General features: G+C 30.0%; 19 protein-coding genes. 12 read left to right on the top strand and 7 right to left on the bottom strand.

From position 1 onward, the window contains the following. Positions 1-27 precede the first annotated feature (27 nt). The 4 genes from XO11_RS08580 to XO11_RS08565 all read right to left on the bottom strand — a co-directional run bounded on the left by XO11_RS08580 (position 28) and on the right by XO11_RS08565 (position 4,056). Complete coding sequence (locus XO11_RS08580; RefSeq protein WP_014297206.1) at positions 28-1,377, bottom strand: FAD-dependent oxidoreductase; 1,350 nt, start codon at positions 1,375-1,377, stop codon at positions 28-30. A 41-nt stretch (positions 1,378-1,418) separates the two neighbouring features. Further along, entirely contained in the window at positions 1,419-2,015 is a 597-nt protein-coding gene (locus XO11_RS08575) for a hypothetical protein (RefSeq protein ID WP_014297205.1), read from the bottom strand. 24 nt (positions 2,016-2,039) lie between these two features. Then, positions 2,040-2,585 (bottom strand): macro domain-containing protein, encoded by a 546-nt coding sequence (locus XO11_RS08570; RefSeq protein ID WP_175418494.1) that lies wholly within the window; start codon positions 2,583-2,585, stop codon positions 2,040-2,042. Between the two features lie 199 nt (positions 2,586-2,784). Further along, on the bottom strand, positions 2,785-4,056 hold the full coding sequence (locus XO11_RS08565; protein WP_014297203.1) for an SLC13 family permease: 1,272 nt from the start codon (positions 4,054-4,056) through the stop codon (positions 2,785-2,787). Between the two features lie 237 nt (positions 4,057-4,293). Here XO11_RS08565 and XO11_RS08560 point away from each other — a divergent pair, with 237 nt between their 5' ends. Genes XO11_RS08560 through XO11_RS08535 form a run of 6 tightly spaced genes read left to right on the top strand, consistent with a single transcriptional unit; the run spans position 4,294 to position 11,322 of the window. Further along, a complete protein-coding gene (locus tag XO11_RS08560; RefSeq protein WP_175418493.1) occupies positions 4,294-6,792 on the top strand; it encodes an ATP-dependent Clp protease ATP-binding subunit in 2,499 nt (832 codons plus the stop codon). After that, a complete protein-coding gene (radA, locus tag XO11_RS08555; RefSeq protein ID WP_014297201.1) occupies positions 6,792-8,147 on the top strand; it encodes a DNA repair protein RadA in 1,356 nt (451 codons plus the stop codon). The genes XO11_RS08560 and radA overlap by 1 nt, the downstream gene beginning before the upstream one ends. 13 nt (positions 8,148-8,160) lie before the next feature. After that, positions 8,161-9,258, top strand: coding sequence for a DNA integrity scanning diadenylate cyclase DisA (disA, locus tag XO11_RS08550; protein WP_014297200.1), 1,098 nt, complete (start codon positions 8,161-8,163; stop codon positions 9,256-9,258). Beyond that, positions 9,255-9,704 carry an SsrA-binding protein SmpB gene (smpB, locus tag XO11_RS08545; RefSeq protein ID WP_014297199.1) on the top strand — a complete coding sequence of 150 codons (450 nt, stop codon included), beginning with the start codon at positions 9,255-9,257 and terminating at the stop codon, positions 9,702-9,704. Before disA ends, smpB begins: the two co-directional genes overlap by 4 nt. 11 nt (positions 9,705-9,715) lie before the next feature. Beyond that, positions 9,716-10,645, top strand: a complete 930-nt coding sequence (locus XO11_RS08540) for an ABC transporter ATP-binding protein (RefSeq protein ID WP_014297198.1) — start codon at positions 9,716-9,718, stop codon at positions 10,643-10,645. Then, on the top strand, positions 10,645-11,322 hold the full coding sequence (locus XO11_RS08535) for a pseudouridine synthase (RefSeq protein WP_014297197.1): 678 nt from the start codon (positions 10,645-10,647) through the stop codon (positions 11,320-11,322). The genes XO11_RS08540 and XO11_RS08535 overlap by 1 nt, the downstream gene beginning before the upstream one ends. Here the strand turns inward: XO11_RS08535 and XO11_RS08530 are convergent. Beyond that, the gene (locus XO11_RS08530) at positions 11,278-11,778 is read right to left on the bottom strand and encodes a prepilin peptidase (RefSeq protein ID WP_156865427.1); all 501 of its coding nucleotides are present in this window, start codon (positions 11,776-11,778) and stop codon (positions 11,278-11,280) included. The two genes, XO11_RS08535 and XO11_RS08530, sit on opposite strands and share 45 nt — an antisense overlap. After that, the gene (locus tag XO11_RS08525; protein ID WP_175418492.1) at positions 11,753-12,826 is read right to left on the bottom strand and encodes a lipopolysaccharide assembly protein LapB; all 1,074 of its coding nucleotides are present in this window, start codon (positions 12,824-12,826) and stop codon (positions 11,753-11,755) included. Before XO11_RS08525 ends, XO11_RS08530 begins: the two co-directional genes overlap by 26 nt. 166 nt (positions 12,827-12,992) lie before the next feature. Between XO11_RS08525 and XO11_RS08520 the strand changes: the two genes are divergently transcribed. The 3 genes from XO11_RS08520 to XO11_RS08510 all read left to right on the top strand — a co-directional run bounded on the left by XO11_RS08520 (position 12,993) and on the right by XO11_RS08510 (position 14,506). Next, positions 12,993-13,757 (top strand): metallophosphoesterase, encoded by a 765-nt coding sequence (locus tag XO11_RS08520; RefSeq protein WP_014297194.1) that lies wholly within the window; start codon positions 12,993-12,995, stop codon positions 13,755-13,757. A 106-nt stretch (positions 13,758-13,863) separates the two neighbouring features. Beyond that, positions 13,864-14,079, top strand: a complete 216-nt coding sequence (gene rpmE / locus XO11_RS08515) for a 50S ribosomal protein L31 (RefSeq protein ID WP_014297193.1) — start codon at positions 13,864-13,866, stop codon at positions 14,077-14,079. Positions 14,080-14,140: 61 nt separating this feature from the next. Continuing rightward, a complete protein-coding gene (locus XO11_RS08510) occupies positions 14,141-14,506 on the top strand; it encodes a S1 RNA-binding domain-containing protein (protein ID WP_014297192.1) in 366 nt (121 codons plus the stop codon). A gap of 60 nt (positions 14,507-14,566) precedes the next feature. On the opposite strand, the gene XO11_RS08505 is transcribed toward XO11_RS08510, so the two are convergent. Further along, positions 14,567-14,794 (bottom strand): FmdB family zinc ribbon protein, encoded by a 228-nt coding sequence (locus XO11_RS08505; protein ID WP_014297191.1) that lies wholly within the window; start codon positions 14,792-14,794, stop codon positions 14,567-14,569. 219 nt (positions 14,795-15,013) lie between these two features. Here XO11_RS08505 and secG point away from each other — a divergent pair, with 219 nt between their 5' ends. From secG to XO11_RS08490, 3 genes are all read left to right on the top strand, one after another. Next, complete coding sequence (gene secG, locus XO11_RS10670; RefSeq protein ID WP_014297190.1) at positions 15,014-15,253, top strand: preprotein translocase subunit SecG; 240 nt, start codon at positions 15,014-15,016, stop codon at positions 15,251-15,253. Between the two features lie 7 nt (positions 15,254-15,260). Then, positions 15,261-16,451, top strand: a complete 1,191-nt coding sequence (gene tyrS / locus XO11_RS08495) for a tyrosine--tRNA ligase (RefSeq protein ID WP_014297189.1) — start codon at positions 15,261-15,263, stop codon at positions 16,449-16,451. 87 nt (positions 16,452-16,538) lie between these two features. Then, positions 16,539-17,405 (top strand): S-layer homology domain-containing protein, encoded by an 867-nt coding sequence (locus XO11_RS08490; protein ID WP_175418491.1) that lies wholly within the window; start codon positions 16,539-16,541, stop codon positions 17,403-17,405. The last annotated feature ends 4 nt before the right edge of the window (positions 17,406-17,409 follow it).

The following is a 17,409-nucleotide window of genomic DNA, read 5'->3' as shown; positions in this document are numbered from 1 at the left end:
CCATATTATTTTTTTATTTTTTATTTTTTATATTTTTTTCATTGCCTGAGTAGCTGCAACTAAATCAATATCCCAAACTGGTGAGAACGGTGGTGAATATGCTAAGTCCATATTTCTTAACATATCAACTGTACCGTTATTATATATTAATGAAGTTATTGCATTTAATCTTGGATGAATTTCGCCACCTACAAATTGAGCGCCTAAAATCCTTCCTGTTTTCTTTTCGAAAACCAATTTCATTAATATTTTCTTTGAACCTTTATAATAATGTGCTTTACTACCTGATTTTATAACAACTGCTTCAGCATCAAATCCTTTTTCAAGCGCTTCTTTAAGTGTTAAACCTGTCTTTGCATACTCAATATCTTCAAATTTAGTAATTAATGAACCAACAACACCTATAAATGAGTCATTGCCTCCTGAAATATTTTTACCTGCAATTCTTCCCTGTTTATTAGCTGTTGTTCCAAGTGGAATATATACATTTTCATTTGTTATAAAATGATTTACAGTTGCACAATCTCCTGCGCTATATACGTCTTTTATATTGGTTTCCATTTTGTTATTAACTATAATAGCACCATTTTTAGCCATTTCCAATCCTTTACCCTGTAAAAATGCCGTATTTGGTCTAACTCCAATTGAAACAATTACCATATCTGCTTCATATGTATTTTCATCGGTTAATACTTTAAATTTACCGTTTTCTTTTATAATATCTTTTGCAAAGGTATTAAATACAAGTTTTACACCTTTTGATTCAATTGCTGTTTTAAACTCTTCATGAATTTCTGGCTCAATACTTCCCAATAAATGATCCATTCCTTCAATTATCGTAATTTCTATACCATGTGATTTTAAAGCTTCTGCTGTTTCAACACCTATAAATCCTCCACCAATAACAATTGCCGTTTCTGGACTTTTTTCATTTATAAATTTTAAAATTGAAGCTGCATCATCAGGATTTCTTAATTTAAATATTCCTTCTTCTCCCCATGCTTTAAAATCAGGAATTATTGGTGAAGCACCTGTTGAAATAACCAGCTTTTTATATGAAACCTCTTTTTCTTCATCACCTGATTTTACATATAAAATCTTATTTGAAAAATCAACTTCATATACTTCATGATTTACAAATACATCTGCACCTTTTTTTTCTTTAAATGTTTCTGGTGTTAAAGCTATTACTGCTTCTGGAGATTTTACGTCGCCACTAATTACATATGGCAATCCACATCCACCATATGAAATATATGGTTCTTTTTGAAATATAGCAATTTTTAAGTCTTTATTACCTCTTTTTGCACTTGCAGCGGCACTTGTTCCAGCTGCTACTCCTCCAATAATTACAACATCATATTCCTGTTTTACCATTGCAACAACCTCCTATAGTCATTTTATTTTTAATTATTTATTTACTTTAATAAATCATAATACGATAAAAGAGAAAGATATATTGAATATGTAAGATATACAATACTCGGAATATAAAATAACTTATTTTTACCAAGCGTTGTATTTCCAAATAACGATATACCAAACCATTGAATTCCGCTTTTCGATATCAAATAAACAATAGAAAAAATCATCAATAACGAAACTATAAACTTTAAAATACAGGTTATTCTATACCATTTTAAAGATTCTTTTAAATAATAAATAGCATTAAATTGTTCAATTATACTATATAATAAAAACAATATACCCAAAATCATTATCCCTTTTGTTTCAAAAGAAAAATGCGTTCCAAGCATACTTTGAAGTAATTCTTTTTCAAAATTTATAAAAAGAATTATTGAAATTAAAAACAACGAAATTAAAAAATTAAAGCTGGAAAATACAATTTTCAACCATCCAACTCCAGCATTTGAGGAAAACGAAAGTTTTTTTAATTCCTTATGAATTTTTTCTTCATCGCTTTTTTGTGCTTTTATTGTTTTTAAATGTTCGGATAAAGTATTTCTTTTCTTTTTTATGGGTTTTTTTTCCGGTCTAATTTTTAAAGTTGCCATTATAACCTCCAGATACTATACATATTAAAATATTTTAGAAAATCGTTGAGCCCTTGTGGCATCTATAAAGCAAAAACGGATTAAATTTGGTTGGTTAAATTCCTTTGAAAAATCTTCAATAGCCTTTTTATAAACATCGCAGGCTTTATCAAAAGGATATCCAAAAATACCTGAACTTATCGCAGGAAATGATATGGATTTTATATTTAACTCATTGGCTTTTTTTAACGAATTATATATTGCATTATATAATAATTCTTCTTCATTTTCATTGCCGCCATGCCATACCGGTCCAACAGCATGAATTACATATTTTGCCTTTAAATTACCACCTGAAGTTACTCCAACATTTCCAGTTTTAATTATACCATTCTTTTTTACCAATTCATCGCTTTCTTTTTGAATAATATATCCTCCTGCTCTCGCAATAGCTGCTGCAACTCCACCACCATGTGAAAGATAAGAATTAGCTGCATTAACAATTGCATCTACATCTTCTTTTGTTAAATCACCAACAACAATCTGAAATTGAATATTATTTATTTTTTTCTCAAAGATAACCTTATTCATACTTATCACTCCCATAATAAGAGTTATATTAATTATACATATATAGAATAAAAGTTATTTTACTAAAATATTATATCATAGAAAAATGAACTAAATAAAAAAGCCAACCCTGAGGTTGACTTTAATTAATTTTTGAAGATTAGCAATCAAGGTTTGAGTGTTTTTAATTATTGGACAACCTAATTCATTTTTATAATATTTAAAAGAAAAATATTAAATATGCTGTTCCGAGGATTAAAGGTATCAAAACTGGAAGCACAGACATTTTCATATATTCGGCAAAGGTTATGGTTTTCTGGTAGTTTTTTTCTAATAATGAAACACCTACAAGATTTTGTACTGCTCCAAGAGGAGTTAAGTTCGTTCCAAGGTTTGCCCCTATTGCATATGCATACCACAAATCAAATGGCGCTCCATTCATTACAAGTAATTTTATAACAGGTGCCATAATTAATGTCCCTGGAACTGCACTTAAAAACGGAATAGTAAACGCTGAAATCCATGCTATAACTATCATTAATACTTTTGGTGTTCCCATTAACGGATCAAATAAATGTGCAATTGCCTGAGTAACACCAATCTCTTCAAGAGAATAAGCTATAGTAAATAATCCTGCATAAAAGAACATTGTGTCCCAATCTAAATCTTTTGACATACTTTCAAAATCTTTTTGTGTTAATAACATCAATGTCAATGCACCAATAACAGCAATTAATGCAAGATCTATATTTATAGCTGAGTGAAACATAAACCCTGCCAGAACTATTGCAAAAACAATAATCCCCTTATACATTAATGATTTATTTTCAATTGCTTTTGTAGGATCAATAGTTGAAAGCTTTTCTTTTAATCTCTGATTATACACCTTTGAATCCACTTTATTTGTAACCTTAAATATAAATAATACACTTAAGAACGAAATAGCTGTTATTGGAAGCATTTTACCTAAAAACGTGGCGAAATCCAATTCACCAATTGATCCAAGAACAATATTTAAAGGACTACCTATCAATGTGCTCATACCGCCAATATTATCTATATAAATGGATAACATTAAAAATGGTATGGGGTTAACTTCTAAAGTATCAGCAATCAAGAAGATAATTGGAGCCATAAGCATAATGGTTATAAGATTATCAAGAAAAGCAGAAAATAAAGCTATAACAAGCATAATAAGAAAAATAACAACCCAGAATTTATACCTGCTCATTTTTATGGCATTAATTGCAACAAATGTAAAAAAACCACTTTCTTTTAGAATTTCTACAATAATCATCATACCAAGTAAAATACCAAGTGTTTCAAAACTAACTATGTTACCAACATTTTCAAATTCAAGTCCTTCAACAGGTTTTAATATAAATAATAACGTTCCAAAGAAAAAAGTAATAATCGATTTTTTTACATTTCTTGCAAAAATAATAAAATAATACGCCACAATAGTGATTCCCAAGACCAAGAGCTCTGACATCATATCGCCTCCAATTGATAGAATAGTCTATCGTAATTAAACTCCTTTATTTTAAAATATACTTGAAATATTTTTTAAGGTTTAAAAACGTTTTTATAAGTAGAATTGGATAAATTTTATCATATATTATTTTTTTTGATATTTTTGTATGTTAAACACAAATTTTACTGAAAGAACTTCATAATTTTCATAAAATGTGTTAGAATTAATAGTGATTCGCAAAACGGAGGTGATAATATGTTTGATAATTTTACAGATAGAGCTGCAAAAGTATTTATCGAAGCACAAAACGAAGCAAGATTTATGGGGCATCCATACGTTGGAACTGAACACTTATTACTTGGTTTATTAAAAGTTGGAGGAAAATACCTTTCTCAAATATTCTCATATTATAATCTTACATATGGAAAAATCAAAGCTGAAATAACCAATATTGTAGGTGTAAATGCAACACATAACATTGTTGGTGCTTCACCGCAACCAACACCAAGGGCAAAAAGAATTATTGAATTAGCATATGACGAATCAGAAATTTTAGGAACAACTCAAATTGATGCCGAACATTTATTACTTGGCATTTGCAGGGAAGGCGAAGGTATTGCCGCACATGTTTTAAGAAGAATAGGTATAAACCTTGTTGAAATGAGGAAAAAACTCGCTGATCTCATGATGAATAAAGAAAAAAGCGAGGAAACAGATATTACAATGTTTGAAGAAGAAAATGAAGAAAGGATAAGACAAAAACAAAATGCTATAAAGCAACTGGAAGGATATGGCTCTGATCTTACTGAAAAAGCTGCTAAAAATCTGCTCGATCCTATTATAGGAAGAGAAGTTGAAATTAGAAGAGTTATGGAAATTCTTGCAAGAAGAAAAAAGAATAATCCTGTTTTAATCGGTGAAGCAGGAGTTGGTAAAAGTGCTATAGTTGAAGGTTTAGCAGAAAGAATTGTAAAAGGTGATGTTCCAGAAGTATTAAAAAACAAAAGTATTTTCTCGCTTGATTTAACTTCACTTGTTGCTGGAACAAAGTATCGTGGCGAATTTGAAAAGAGAATGAAGAAATTAATGCAAATTCTCGAAAAAAATAAAGACATAATATTGTTTATAGATGAATTGCACATGATAGTTGAAGCTGGAGCTGCAGAAGGATCTTCAATGGACGCTGCAAATGTTTTAAAACCAGCTTTAGCAAGTGGAGATATAACTATAATCGGTGCAACCACACCTTCAGAGTATAGAAAATTTATAGAAAAAGATCCTGCATTGGAAAGAAGATTCCAGAAAATATATGTAAATGAACCAACATATGAAGAAGCAATTGAAATCTTAAAAGGAATAAAATCAAAATACGAAGAGCATCATAAGGTAAAATATACAAATGAAGCAATTGAAGCTGCTGTAAATCTTTCACTAAGGTATATTACAGATAGATTTTTACCGGATAAAGCTGTTGATTTAATAGATGAAGCTGGTGCACGATCCAGATTAAATGCTTTAACATTACCAGCAAATCTTAAAAAGATGCTAAATAAAATTTCTGAGCTTGAAAACAAAAAAGATTATTACGCTCAAAATGATGAGTATGACAAAATAGAAGAAATAAAAACAGAATTGGTAAAATTAAAATCAAAATACAAAAAGAAATATAAAGAATGGCGCGAAAAAGCCGAAAAGGAAATTATAGAAATCACAGATGAACATATATCTGAAGTTGTTTCTGATTGGACTGGCGTTCCACTTAAAAAGCTTGAAATGTCTGAAATGGAAAGATTGCTTAATCTTGAAGCTGTATTACACGAAAGAGTTATTGGTCAGGATGATGCAATAAAAGCCGTTTCCAAGGCAATTAGAAGAGCAAGAAGCGGAATTAAAGATCCAAAAAGACCAACAGGAGTATTTTTATTCCTTGGACCAACAGGAGTTGGTAAAACAGAATTGGCAAAAACAATTGCTGAATATCTTTTCGGAGATGAAAAGGCACTTGTTAGAATTGATATGTCTGAATACATGGAAAAATTCAATGTTTCAAGACTTGTTGGAGCACCTCCAGGATATGTTGGATATGAAGAAGGAGGTCAGCTTACAGAGGCTGTAAGAAGAAGACCATATTCTGTAATACTTCTTGACGAAATAGAAAAGGCACATCCTGATGTATATAACTTATTATTACAGATAATGGATGATGGAAGATTAACTGATTCACAGGGAAGAATTGTGGACTTTAGAAACTCTATAATTATCATGACAAGTAATCTTGGAAGTGAATCAATTAATAAATCAAAACGTTCAATGGGATTTGTCGATGAAGAATCAGAAGAGAAAAAATACAAAGAAATAAAACTATCTGTAATGGAAGAAGTTAGAAAAGCCTTTAAACCTGAATTCTTAAACAGACTTGATGAAACAGTAGTATTCCATCCATTAACCAAAGAACATATGAAAGAAATTATAAAAATTCAATTAAATGATCTTGAAAAAAGACTTAAAGAAAAGGACTTACACATTAAAATAAAAGATTCAGCTGTAGAATTATTAATTGAAAAAGGATTCGATCCTATCTTTGGCGCAAGACCTCTAAAAAGAGCCATTCAAAGATATCTTGAAGATCCGCTTTCAGAAGAAATATTAAGAGGAAGATTTAAAGAAGGAGACAAAATAATAATAGATACTAAAAACGGCGAAATACACTTTAAAAAAGGACGAAGTTCTAAACCAAAACAGAAGGTGTCATAATGAGTAAAAAGAGACAAAATTACTTTGTTTGTTCTAATTGTGGATACGAATCAACAAAATGGTTTGCAAAATGTCCTTCATGTAATGAATGGAATACCGCGGTAGAATTTACCGCGGATCTTTTTGATGATAAAGCAAACATAAACATAAAAACAGAACCAACAGAATTGCTATTTTTAGACGATGAAATAAACGAACCGGAAAAATTAAAAACAGGATTCAAAGAATTAGACGAAGTCTTAAATGGCGGTTTTGTTGAAAGTGGTGTGTATCTATTAGCCGGTGAACCTGGCATAGGAAAAAGCACTTTACTTACACAAATATCCTCATCTGTTGGTAGTGAAAATATGGTAATATACGTTTCCGGAGAAGAATCTGCAGAACAGGTATTTCAGCGATTTAAACGACTGGGAATAAAAAAAGATGGAAGTAAAATTGGCTTAATCTTTGAAAATTCACTTGAACGGATAATATCTGTAATTGAAAAATTAGAAGAAAAACCAACTATGTTAATAATAGATTCAATACAAACATTAAAATCAGAAAATTTTTCTTCTTTTGCCGGGAGTATTCTTCAGGTAAAAGAAGTTACACGTTATTTATCCGAATATTGTAAAAAGAAGGGCATCACGCTTATAATAGTGGGCCATGTAACAAAAGGCGGCATTATCGCCGGACCAAAGGTTTTAGAACATATGGTTGATGCTGTTTTACAATTTGAACTGGAAAAAACTTCTGGTTTAAGAATGCTTAGAATTTTAAAAAACAGATATGGTCCCACTGACGAACTATTAATGTTTGAAATGACACAAAAAGGATTAATTCCAATATCTGAATATACAAATTATTTTCTTAAAGATTATAAAACTGCTTCTGGAAATGTTTTGACAATTGTAAAGGAAGGAAGCAAATTAATTCCAATAGAAATACAGGCACTGGTTAGCAAACCTGTATATGGAAACCCAAGGCGTGTAACCTCAGGTGCCCCTTTAGATAGACTACTAATGATTATAGCAGTTTTAAGCAAGAGATTGAGGCTTCCAATTGAATCAAAAGATATATTTTTAAGTACATCGGGAGGATTTAAAATTTCCGATACTTCAAGTGATTTAGCAATTGCATACGCATTGCTTTCTTCGCTATTTGATATATCAACTGGCGGTTCTATTGTTGTAATGGGAGAAATAGGACTTGATGGAAATATAAGAAATATAAACAATCTTGAAAAAAGAATTGAATTTTCAAAAAAATTAGGAATTGATTATATTGTAATACCAAATTCTAAGAAGATTAAAAATAATGAACACATAAAAATTTCAAATCTCAGTGAATTAGTAAAAAGATTCTTTGCATAAGGCAGGTGATATAATGACTCCAAAAAACGACATTACAGACATACTTTCATTACTTGCTCCTGGTAAAAAATTAAGGGATGGAATAGACCTTATAATTTCAGCTAATTTAGGAGCCCTAATTTTCTTAACTGATAATGCAGAAGAACATTTAAGCAAAGGATTAATCCAGCTTGGTTTTGTTATAGATACAGAATTTGAGCCGGAGAGAATGTATGAACTTGCAAAAATGGATGGAGCAATTGTTTTAAATAAAGATGCCACAAAAATCTTATATGCAAATGCTCAATTAAATCCTTCAAGTAATATTCCGAGTTTTCAAACTGGCATGAGGCATAGAACGGCAGAAAGAATGGCAAAACAAACAGATGAAATACTCATAGCAGTTTCAAAAAGAAGAAATCAGGTTTCAATATATTACGGTACAAACAGCAGGGTACTATATCCAGAAACTATAATCCTTCCTCGTTTAAACCAGGAAATTGCCGTTGCACAAAGATATAAGCAAAGCTTCTTTGAATTGCTTTCAGAAATTAATATTGCAGAAATGGAAAACAGGGTAATATTATCCACAGTTGTTGAAGCAATATCAAAAGGATTCATGACATTAAAAGTAGCTCAAAAAGCAGAAAAATACCTTCTCGAACTTGGAGAAGCTGCAGAAAGTTCAAAATTGGAAATAAATGAAATATATAGAATCACTCCAAGATATCTTGGAGCATTAATTATGGATTATTCAAAAGATCTTCTCGATTTCCAATATCCCCAGGAAGCTTTAAAATTATTTGACGGATTTAAAACAGAAGAATTTTTAAATATGAAACTAATCTCTCAAAAACTTGGGTATGATATAGAAACAGAAAATGACCTTGAAGAATTCTTTGTAACTCCAAGAGGATTTAGACTATTATATTCAACGAGAATACCTTCAATTATTGTAAGAAATGTTGTTGAAACATTCAAAAATCTCGAAACATTAATGAAAGCAAACATGGATGAATTAATAAACGTTCCGGGTATAGGTAAAAAACGCGCTGAAAGAATCAATAGAGCCATAAGAAGGAAAAATGAATTCTCAGAAAAATTAAGCTCAGAAATGGAGGATCATAAATGAAAATAGTCGCCAATAACAAACAGGCAACCTTTCAATATCATATTCTTGAAAAATATGAAGCGGGAATAGAACTTTTGGGTTCAGAAGTGAAATCCATTAGAGATGGAAGAGTAAATTTAAAAGATGCTTTTTGCAAAATAGAAAAAGGGGAAATTTTCTTATACAACGCTCATATTAGTCAATATAAAAACGCTTCTGTTTTCAATCACGATCCAGAAAGGCCAAGAAGATTGCTTATGCATAAATATGAAATATTAAAACTGGATCAAAAAGTTAAAGAAAAAGGATTAACAATAATTCCTCTAAAGATGTATATTAATAGCAAAGGGCTTGTAAAGGTAGAAATAGCTCTCGTTAAAGGTAAAAAATTATATGACAAGAGAGAAGATATTGCAAAACGCGATCTTGAAAGAAGATTAAGAAAGAATTTAAAATACGACATGTGAGGTAATAAAGTATGGAAAAAGCCATTGAAATGAAAAACGTAACAAGAAAATTTGGAGATGTGATTGCTCTTAACAATATAAACTTTACAGTTGACGAACAAAAAATTGTCGGATTATTAGGACCAAACGGTGCAGGAAAATCCACTTTAATGAAAATCATCTCTACATTAATATTACCTTCATCAGGAAGCGTTAAAGCATTTGGATATGATGTTGTAAAAGAAAAGGATAAAGTAAGAAAAATTATTAGCCTTGTATCAGACTACACAGTTCTTGAAGATGAGCTTACACCATATGAAAATTTAATTTTATTTGGAAAAATAAGCAATGTAAGAGACGATTTAAAATCACGAGCAATTGAATTACTGGAAGATTTTGGACTTTCAATATATAAAAACAGACTCACAAAAAATCTTTCATCTGGAAATAAACAAAAATTAAATATAGCCCGTTCTTTAATAAAAAATCCAAAATTACTTCTTTTAGATGAACCAACTATAGCTATAGACGTTGAAACATCTCGATTTATAAGAGAATATATATTGGATGAAAATATTAAAAACAAAAAGACAATACTCATTTCTTCGCATTATATGTGGGAAGTTGAACAAATAGCTTCAGAAGTTGCTATTATTGTTGATGGAAAAATCGTTGAATACGATAAAATGATAAACCTCATGAAAAAATTTGAAGACAAACTCTCCATTATAGAAATAGAGCTGGAATCTCAGGAATACCTGAAAGATATTGAAGAACTTAAAAACAATGAAAATATACTTGGATTAAAAATTATTTCCTCAACAACAGCAATTATAGAAACTCCATTAAAAATAAATGAATTTGAAAAATTATTAAAAGATAAAAATATAAAATGTTCCTTCAGACAAATGAAAATATCCCTGGAAGACGTATATTCATCGGTAACAAAAGGAAGATTTTAATGGAGAGATTGGATAAATTCCTTGCAAATGCAAAGGTTGGGACACGTTCTGAAGTAAAAAAAATTATTAAAGCCGGTGTTGTAAAAGTAAACGGTAAAACAATAAAAAAGCCCGAATTTAAAGTCTCAGAAAACGATGAAATAACGGTCAATAACAAAAAAATAATACCACACAAAAACATTTATATTATAATTAACAAACCAAAAGGCTACCTTTCAGCAACATACGATAAAAAAGACAAATACGTCCTTCAATTAATAAACCACCCATATAAAAATGAATTAAAAATAGCAGGAAGACTTGATAAAGATGCACATGGTCTATTAATACTTACCAATGACGGTGAATATATACATAAAATTATTTCTCCCAAAAAAGACATTTACAAAACCTATGAAGTAATAGTAAAAGGAGAGATTACTGAAGAAAAATTGGAAAAATTAAAAAAAGGAATCAAATTAAAGGATTTTACCACAAAACCTGCAATAATAGAAAAGGTAGAAAACCAAAAAATTACAATTAAAATCTCCGAAGGAAAATTTCATCAGGTAAAACGTATGATGAAAGCTGTTGGGCTTGAAGTAATTGATCTCAAAAGAATTGCTATAGGAAATATAACCTTACCAGAAAACTTAAATGATGGAGAATGGATAGAACTTATTAATAATAAGATATAATGCGGTTCCTATGGATACAAAATATCCATATGGAACCTTTTCTTTTCCCTTTTTTAATTGATAAAATAACGCTATCAACAAGGAAATCAACATAATATCAAAAACCGATTCGCCAAAACACATCCCAATTCCTGCAAGCAGTATTTGATCACCTTTCCCTAACTTTCCTTTTCTAACAAATATCCATAATGTCAAATACAAATATATGGCAACGAAGATATTTTTCGCTGAAAAGCTAAAAATAACACCTAAAAATAAAATTGCATAATTTAAAATATCCGGTATTAAAAACGTATTAAAGTCTATAATTCCTATCATCATTATTATAATATAAACAAAAAAATCCATTGAAAGTCCATATAATAAAAGAACAAAAAGAGCTCCCGATAAAATCGGGAGTAAGTATAAATTATTAATTTTATTTTCATCTTTAATCCTGTAAAATATCTCTTTCATTACCTTCAAGCAACTCCTCCAGAATATTTTTCATACCATAATAATACCATGGATACTTTTCCTTCATTTCCCTAATAAGCAATTTTGCCTCTTCTTTTTTCCCAGTTTTTAACATCGGTATAGCCAATAAAATTCTAAAATGTTCATAATCTTTATTTTTATCAAGGAACTTATTAATAAACTTCTCAACATTTTCATACTTTCCATTCTGGAACATTACCTTTGCCCAGATTTCAACATCACTCACATATTCAGGCTGGGAATTTGCAATCTCTTCCTGCAATTCATCAGCTTCAATAGTTCTTTCAAGTTTTCTATAAATATCTATTAACTCATATTTTGCCAGAATACTCTTTGGATATTTATTTAAAAATTTCTCCAATATTCTTGCAGCTTTCTTAAAATTCTTTGATTGCCTATATGCATCAGCAATCATAAAATATGTTACCGTATTTTCTGGCATTAACTCAACTTCTTTTAACCAGATCTCTGCGGCTTTTTCATATTCTCCAAGATTAAAATATGTTTCTCCCAATTCTGACAATGCTGCTATATTCCATGGATCCTGTTTAACAGCCAATTCCAAATATTTCTTTCCTTCTTCAAGATTCCCCTCTTCAACAAGCACAGAACCTAAAATTTCATATGCTGGTGTATAATTTGGATCGATCTCAATCATAAACTTGACAATTTCCTTTAATTCATCGAAATTGTGATGGTCTGCATAATCAAGAATTATATCATAAAGTTCATTAAGCGTGGCATGATTAAAATCAGAAGGTTTTAAATCAAACTCTTTTAAATAAGCAAGAAATTCGGAGAAAATGAAAGGCTGGGTAACAAAATTTGAAGAAATTCCAGGAATATTATCAGCAAGTATTTTTATCTTCTTTGCTTCGTTCATTAACTTCTTATTCGACTTTAAGTCTGCCATTAACAAATCTAAATCTCCTTCATACATAACTTCTGCGAGCATTACAGGAAAAACTGTATCTGTATTTATTTCAATCTTTTCTCCATCTAAATCTAAAATTGTCACTGTCTCCATAACTATCTCCCCCTATATTTAATATTGTCGTAATTTTATTTTATCATTTTTAACATAAAATAATAAACAGGATATTGTGCAATCATTATCAATCATCTCATCTTAGAATTGAATATTTATGATTATCAAAACAAATTTAAGATGTATCTACGGAAAGGAGCAAAACATGAAGAATTTTAAAGCTTTTATCTCATTAATTATAATTATATCAATATACTCAATAATAATAGAACCATTTTCTTTGCAAAAAAGCTATCTCAGCATTGACATTCCTGAATATAATGGAAATATAAAAATAATACATATTACCGATCTGCATATGTATAAATACATATTTTTTCATGACAAGATTTTAAATGAAATAAAAAAAGAAAATCCTGACTTAATATTATATACTGGAGACTCTATAATAAAAAATACAGAACAAAAAGACTTAACCCTCTTTTTCAAATTGCTAGGTGAAATTGCACCTGTTTATTTAATATATGGAAATTGGGATTACTATGATATAAATAAAGTAAATAATGCCTACAACAACAAAAACATTCACATAATAAATGACAATACCACTATACTTAAAATAAAAGAATTAAATCTAAAATTAATTGGGCTTCCTATATATAAACAAATAACCAGAATCGACACAACACCGGCAAGCTACACAATAACCCTCGAACATATCCCAGACACAATATTTTATAACAAAGAAGTCTTTGATCAATCAAATCTCATCCTTGCCGGTCATACACATGGCGGACAGATATACATTCCTTATTTAACAAAAAAAATACTAAAAAAATATGCCTTTTATTTAAGAGGAAAAAAAGAACTTGATAAAGATAAAATCATGTATATAAACAGAGGCCTTGGAGCATGGTTTAATATAAGGCTTTTCTCATCACCAGAAATACTGGTAATAGAATTACATTAAAATTTAATACAATTGTTTATTAAAATATAAATACTTCCTTGACTAAGAAAGGAGAATATGTTATAATTTGCTCAGACAAAAAAATTATAATATAGAGGTGAATAACATGAAAAAAGGGATACACCCAGAAATGAAGCTTATTACTGTAAAATGTGCATGTGGAGCAGAACATCAACTTTACAGTACAGAAGATAATTTCCGTGTTGATGTTTGTTCACACTGTCACCCATTCTACCTTGGTGAAACAAGTTCACAAATCATCGACACAGAAGGTAGAGTACAGAAGTTTAAGAATAAGTATGCTAAATTCCTTAACTCATAAGTGGGAGGTTAACCTCCCATATTAATCATTTATAAATCACTTTATTATGGAGGTAGTATTTGTGACTAAAAGTACGGCATTTGGGGAAACTGTGAAAGTAACGGTAAAAGACATTAAAAAATTCGGAGCTTTTGTTACATTAGAATCTGGTGAAGAAGGATTTATTCACATTTCTAAAATTTCAAATGACTACGTAAAGAACATCTCAGACTTTTTAAAGGTTGGACAGGAACTCGAAGGAAAAATTATCGGAAAAACAAAAGACGGAAAAGTTGAACTCTCCTTAAAAACTGAAGATGCTCAGGAAGAAAAGAAAGATGAAGAATTCGAAAAGAAACTTTCAAGATTCTTAAAAGACAGCGACAGGAAACTTTCTGAGTATTCAAGAAGACTTGATAAGAAAAGAGGTGGCAAGGGGAGAAGATAATAAAACAAAATTATTGGGGGATTAAAAAACGGTCCAGATTTATCTGGACCGTTTTGTTTATTACTTACTATTACTACCAGTTGTTGATGTCGTAGATTTAGAAGTTGAAGATGACTTTGAATCATTTATATAAAAACCGCTTCCTTTAAATGCAATACCCACTCTTCCTATACCTTTTTTAGCAACTCCACCGCATTTTTCACAAAAAACTTCAGGAGTTTCATTCATTCCATGCATTACAGTAAATTCATGACCGCATTCCTGACAAACATATCTATAAATCGGCATCTTTTCACCCCCGTTCTAAAATTATTTATTATGATTTCAAGTAAATTTTAACAATATTATATTTATATAATATGTCACATCTTTTAAAATCAAAAAAAATTTTATCCACCTCTTTCAGAAAAAATCATATCAATTAACTGAAATTTAATTTTAACTTGAATTAAATAGAGATTTAGTGTATAATATTTTTTGAGAATACGAAAAAAGGAGGAATTTTTTGTGTCAGCATTAACAGTATTAGCCATTATAGTACATATAGTTTTATCCATTGCTTTAATCTATTTTGCATTACACAGAATGCAGAAAAATGCCGAACTTGGTGGAGCATTTGGTTCAGGTGCAGCTCATACAATGTTCGGTAGAGAAAAAGGATTTGATCCAGCTGCAAAAATGGCATTATGGACAGGAGTATTGTTTATGATTTCTTCATTTATAGTTACTGCACTTCTTGCGAGGTGATTAAGTAGTGGACGTAGAAAAGCAGCTTGAGATAATAAAAAGAAACACAGTTGATTTAATCAATGAAGAGGAATTAAAGGAAAGACTTAAAGAAAAAAGTAAATTAAGAATTAAATTAGGAGTAGATCCATCAAGGCCGGATCTACATCTTGGTCATGCTGTAGTATTAAAAAAATTAAGAGAATTTCAGGATTTAGGCCATCAAGTTGTACTTATCATTGGTGACTTCACTGCAAGAATTGGTGATCCTTCAGGAAGATCAAAAACAAGACCTATGCTCACCCTTGAAGAAGTAAAGAAAAATGCAGAATCCTATCAAAAACAGGCATTTAAAATCTTAGACAAAGAAAAAACAGAGGTTAGATATAATGGTGAATGGTTTGACAAAATGACATTCCACGATGTAGTTAAACTTTCCTCACATTACACCGTTGCAAGAATGCTTGAAAGAGATGATTTTGCCAAACGTCTTGCAAACAATGAACCTATTAGCGTATCTGAATTTTTATATCCTCTTGCTCAGGCATATGATTCAGTAATGGTTGAGTCTGACATTGAAATAGGGGGAACTGATCAATTATTTAATTTATTGGTTGGAAGAAAAATTCAGGAAGCATATGGCCAGAAATCACAAATTGTATTAACAATGCCTATAATTGAGGGAACAGATGGCCATCTAAAAATGAGTAAATCATATGATAATTACATTGCATTTGAAGATGAACCATTTGATATGTATGGAAAAGTAATGTCTATTCCTGACACATTAATATTGAAGTATATGAGACTTGCCACAGATGTTCCAGAAAACGAAATAAAAGAATATGAAAAACAAATGAAAGAAAATTCCGTAAATCCAAGAGACATAAAAATGAAACTCGCATATGAAATTGTAAAATTCTTCCATGGAAAAGAAAAGGCGGAATATGCTCAAAATGAATTTGTAAAAGTTTTCCAGAAAAAGGATATTCCCGATGAAATGGAAGAATTAACAGTTGAAAAAGAAATAACAGCTATTGATTTATTAATGAAAACGAATTCAATTTCAAGTAAAAGTGAAGCAAAAAGATTAATAAAGCAGGGTGGAGTTAGAATAAATAAAACGAAAATCAATGATCCTTTCCAATTATTGGAAATTAAAGACAATGACATTCTAAGAATTGGAAAAAGAAGGTTTTTTAACCTCAAAACAAAGTAAAAAATTAAAAAAATTTATAGTATAATATAAATAGTGTGTATTAACAACTATTTAAAATTCAAAAATTTAAAAGAGGGGGTAGAGCGTATGCGTAAAGCACTTTTAGTAATGGCATTAGTACTTTTTGGTATCTATTCATTTGCGTTTGTTGATGTTCCAGAGGATCACTGGGCATATGAATACGTTATGGATTTAGCAAACAGAGGTATTCTTCCTATGGAAGATAACTTCAATCCAGATGTTGTTTTAACAAAAGCTGAAGTTGCTGAATTATTATCAGACACATTAACTTACATTGAAAACGACCCTGTATTGGCAAAAGCAGAAGATATAAAAAGAGTAGAAACAGTTATGGAATTATTAAACAAAAAATTTGATGAAGTTGCAAAAAACAAAGCTGATGCTGAAAAAGTTAAAGAACTTTCAGAAGAATTAAACAAGGTTTCTACAAAGTTAGAAACAATAACAAAAGTTGCTTACAGAGCATTTAATAATGCAGATATGGTTGTTGAAGATATGTTAGATTTAAGTGATTCAGTTGATTCATTATCAAGCGATCTCAATGCATTAAAAAGCGATACATCAAGAAAATTATTAGAAATTAAATACATGGTTCTTGATTTAGGAGATAGAGTAACTTCTCTTGAAAATGCATTAAGCAAAAATACTGATGATGTTTCTGTAAACACAGAAAATATTGATGGTTTATGGGAAGAATTAGAAACATTACAGAGCGATCTTGACTATGTATCAGGTGAAAATGTAAAAGCTCATGAAGAATTAAAAGCTTCAATAAATACTGTAAAAGTATCTGTTGAAAAAGTTGAAGGAAAAGTTGCTGCTAACACAGAAAAAATAAATGCAGTAGAAGAAAAAGCTAATTCCGCAAATACCATGGCCATGGTTGGAATTGGAGCAGCAGTATTAGCAGCTGTATTAGCATTTGTATTTTAATAAG

Origin of the sequence: Marinitoga sp. 1138, from assembly GCF_013363265.1 — a bacterium.
GTDB lineage: Bacteria > Thermotogota > Thermotogae > Petrotogales > Petrotogaceae > Marinitoga > Marinitoga piezophila.
The sequence above is the reverse complement of the archived record's forward strand: the minus strand, read 5'-3'. Positions and strand labels throughout refer to the sequence as shown.

Excerpts from the sequence above, each read along its gene's own strand:
- rpmE (WP_014297193.1), top strand. The coding sequence starts at position 13,864 with ATGAAAAAAGGGATACACCCAGAAATGAAGCTTATTACTGTAAAATGT.
- radA (WP_014297201.1), top strand. The coding sequence starts at position 6,792 with ATGAGTAAAAAGAGACAAAATTACTTTGTTTGTTCTAATTGTGGATAC.
- XO11_RS08540 (WP_014297198.1), top strand. The coding sequence starts at position 9,716 with ATGGAAAAAGCCATTGAAATGAAAAACGTAACAAGAAAATTTGGAGAT.
- disA (WP_014297200.1), top strand. The coding sequence starts at position 8,161 with ATGACTCCAAAAAACGACATTACAGACATACTTTCATTACTTGCTCCT.
- XO11_RS08505 (WP_014297191.1), bottom strand. The coding sequence starts at position 14,794 with ATGCCGATTTATAGATATGTTTGTCAGGAATGCGGTCATGAATTTACT.
- XO11_RS08525 (WP_175418492.1), bottom strand. The coding sequence starts at position 12,826 with ATGGAGACAGTGACAATTTTAGATTTAGATGGAGAAAAGATTGAAATA.
- XO11_RS08580 (WP_014297206.1), bottom strand. The coding sequence starts at position 1,377 with ATGGTAAAACAGGAATATGATGTTGTAATTATTGGAGGAGTAGCAGCT.
- XO11_RS08570 (WP_175418494.1), bottom strand. The coding sequence starts at position 2,585 with ATGAATAAGGTTATCTTTGAGAAAAAAATAAATAATATTCAATTTCAG.
- XO11_RS08575 (WP_014297205.1), bottom strand. The coding sequence starts at position 2,015 with ATGGCAACTTTAAAAATTAGACCGGAAAAAAAACCCATAAAAAAGAAA.
- XO11_RS08490 (WP_175418491.1), top strand. The coding sequence starts at position 16,539 with ATGCGTAAAGCACTTTTAGTAATGGCATTAGTACTTTTTGGTATCTAT.
- XO11_RS08520 (WP_014297194.1), top strand. The coding sequence starts at position 12,993 with ATGAAGAATTTTAAAGCTTTTATCTCATTAATTATAATTATATCAATA.
- XO11_RS08530 (WP_156865427.1), bottom strand. The coding sequence starts at position 11,778 with ATGAAAGAGATATTTTACAGGATTAAAGATGAAAATAAAATTAATAAT.
- XO11_RS08565 (WP_014297203.1), bottom strand. The coding sequence starts at position 4,056 with ATGTCAGAGCTCTTGGTCTTGGGAATCACTATTGTGGCGTATTATTTT.
- XO11_RS08560 (WP_175418493.1), top strand. The coding sequence starts at position 4,294 with ATGTTTGATAATTTTACAGATAGAGCTGCAAAAGTATTTATCGAAGCA.
- XO11_RS08535 (WP_014297197.1), top strand. The coding sequence starts at position 10,645 with ATGGAGAGATTGGATAAATTCCTTGCAAATGCAAAGGTTGGGACACGT.
- smpB (WP_014297199.1), top strand. The coding sequence starts at position 9,255 with ATGAAAATAGTCGCCAATAACAAACAGGCAACCTTTCAATATCATATT.